Origin of the sequence: Gluconobacter cerinus, assembly GCF_002723935.1 — a bacterium.
Classification (GTDB): domain Bacteria; phylum Pseudomonadota; class Alphaproteobacteria; order Acetobacterales; family Acetobacteraceae; genus Gluconobacter; species Gluconobacter cerinus.
The window spans coordinates 1-1,757 of the sequence record NZ_BEWM01000041.1 but is presented as its reverse complement, the minus strand read 5'-3'; the positions used below and the strand labels follow the sequence as shown (position 1 = coordinate 1,757).

The 1,757-nt window shown below is 56.1% G+C and carries 3 protein-coding genes; all 3 read right to left on the bottom strand.

Going from position 1 to position 1,757, the window contains the following annotated elements; all coding sequences use genetic code 11:
- Positions 1–10 precede the first annotated feature (10 nt).
- On the bottom strand, positions 11–802 hold the full coding sequence (locus GCE01_RS16580) for an ImuA family protein (RefSeq protein WP_099213711.1): 792 nt from the start codon (positions 800–802) through the stop codon (positions 11–13).
- Between the two features lie 113 nt (positions 803–915).
- On the bottom strand, positions 916–1,212 hold the full coding sequence (locus tag GCE01_RS16575) for a hypothetical protein (RefSeq protein WP_061490698.1): 297 nt from the start codon (positions 1,210–1,212) through the stop codon (positions 916–918).
- On the bottom strand, positions 1,209–1,757 hold a 549-nt coding region (locus tag GCE01_RS16570), incomplete at its 5' end, for a P-loop NTPase family protein (RefSeq protein ID WP_099213710.1). The genes GCE01_RS16575 and GCE01_RS16570, both read right to left, overlap by 4 nt.

Genomic DNA, 1,757 nt, shown 5'->3' with positions numbered 1-1,757 from the left:
GGTGTGACGGTTATGTGCCAGCGCGTGCACAACGAGCGGCCTGTCGGTCGGGAAGTCTCCCGGGCGGGAGAGCTGGAGGCGCTCGGTGCGCCAGAAGGGCATCCAGAGAGCGAGAAAGCGGCGCATGATCGGAGCAGTCGAGGATCCAGTGAGCAGGGCGGCCTCCCCTCACCCGCAGCAGCGCGGCAGAAAGGCGTCGGGAACCGGGACGCGGCATGACCAGTCCCGGAAGCGTTTGAGGCAATGAAGGATGGGAGACGACCCGCCACCGCGTGGCGCACGCACAGGGGTCTTTCCCAGGCGCTTGTGCGAGGGGCGCAGAGCGCAGGAAAAAGCCTGTGTTTCCGCTCGCCTCCACAGCCAGATTGAGGCGACGGATTTCCTTGAGCGTTGGGACGTGACGTCCTGCGATCACGGCCAGTGCGTGTTCTGGCCCGCGCAAGATGTCCTCGGCGACCGACAGCAGGCTGGCCGGGTCCGTTTCAATGCAGACCAGATGGTCCAGTGAAACACCGGACTGATGCAGCCCGCAGGCGTTCAATTCGGCAGGTGTGTCGCTGATCCAGAAGACCGGCCCCCTGCCCTCTTTTAGAACGGGCAGCAGCATGGCGAGGCTGGCCCCCGTCTCCAGAGGATCAGAGATCAGAAAGTCATGCAGGCTACCTGTTTTGAGGCCACCGCAGAGATGGTCATCGACGGCAGAATGCCCGGTAGGCAGGGTGTCAGCATGGGAATGAGGAAGGCTTCGACGCTCCAGGCGTCGGACCTGCTCGCGCAGTCGCGCCACGGCGTCCGTTGTCATCTTTGTTCTCCTTAACGAGAACATAAAGAGAACAAGCCTGACGCAATTGCAAGTTTTTTTATAATAACCCGGTAACTACAATTACCGGGTTTATTATAAAACCTGATAAACTATCAAACCGGATTATTTTCTTTATACAACTTCCAAGCTTCTTCTATGACAACGCCTTGGGTAACGCCTCGCCTGGTTGCCTCCTTAGCGATTTCGTCGGAGACGTTGGGAAATACCTTAGCGTGCAGTTGTCCTGTTCGAGGGCTGGGTAGGCGTCCTCTACGTTTCGCAGGTTCTCTAGCTATGAAACCATGATCCGCAGCGACACGATCAACTCGTTCAACAGCGGAGGCAGATGCGACTTTTTCTCGCGACCTGAGCTTTCCAACATCAATCGCAAAAGGCTTTTTCTCTGTCATTCTGCCGCTCCTGTAAGGCGTCGGTACACAGCTTGTGCAAAGCCATCGGCGTTTTCGATCGCTGCGATCATGTTACCTTGTGGTGGGATCGAGTGAAGATCTCCACCAAACTCGAAAAGAGCGGAAAACGCAGCACGCTCCATTAGAGGGGGCGTTATCACGTCCACGCCTGATTCCCTGAGTGAAGCTTCAATGCCTGAATGCTGTTTGGAGCGAATTGCCCGCGTCATTGTGAAAACAACTGAGTGAGGAATTTTGCGCCCTAAAGACTCTTCTTCCTCTGCTACTAGAGCAAGGGCTCTCGCTCCGATTGTCGCGTCCAACGTGGTTCCTCGCATGGGCGTCAAGACCAAATCTGCTTGAGAAATCGCGCGCGAAACTAATCTCGATGCGACGCCTTCCAAATCAACAATGACGATTTTTCCATCAGCATCGTGCCTTTTGATCGTCTTTATGATGTCGCTTTCAGAGACCTTCGTTATCAGGCTGATTCTAGGCGGCTTCGGCGCGCGGTCAGCCCATAAAGTCAGCGCTTCGTTCGGGTC

What these genes read in the sequence shown, in the direction of transcription:
- GCE01_RS16575 (WP_061490698.1), bottom strand. Translation starts at nt 1,212, where the DNA reads ATGACAGAGAAAAAGCCTTTTGCGATTGATGTTGGAAAGCTCAGGTCG.
- GCE01_RS16580 (WP_099213711.1), bottom strand. Translation starts at nt 802, where the DNA reads ATGACAACGGACGCCGTGGCGCGACTGCGCGAGCAGGTCCGACGCCTG.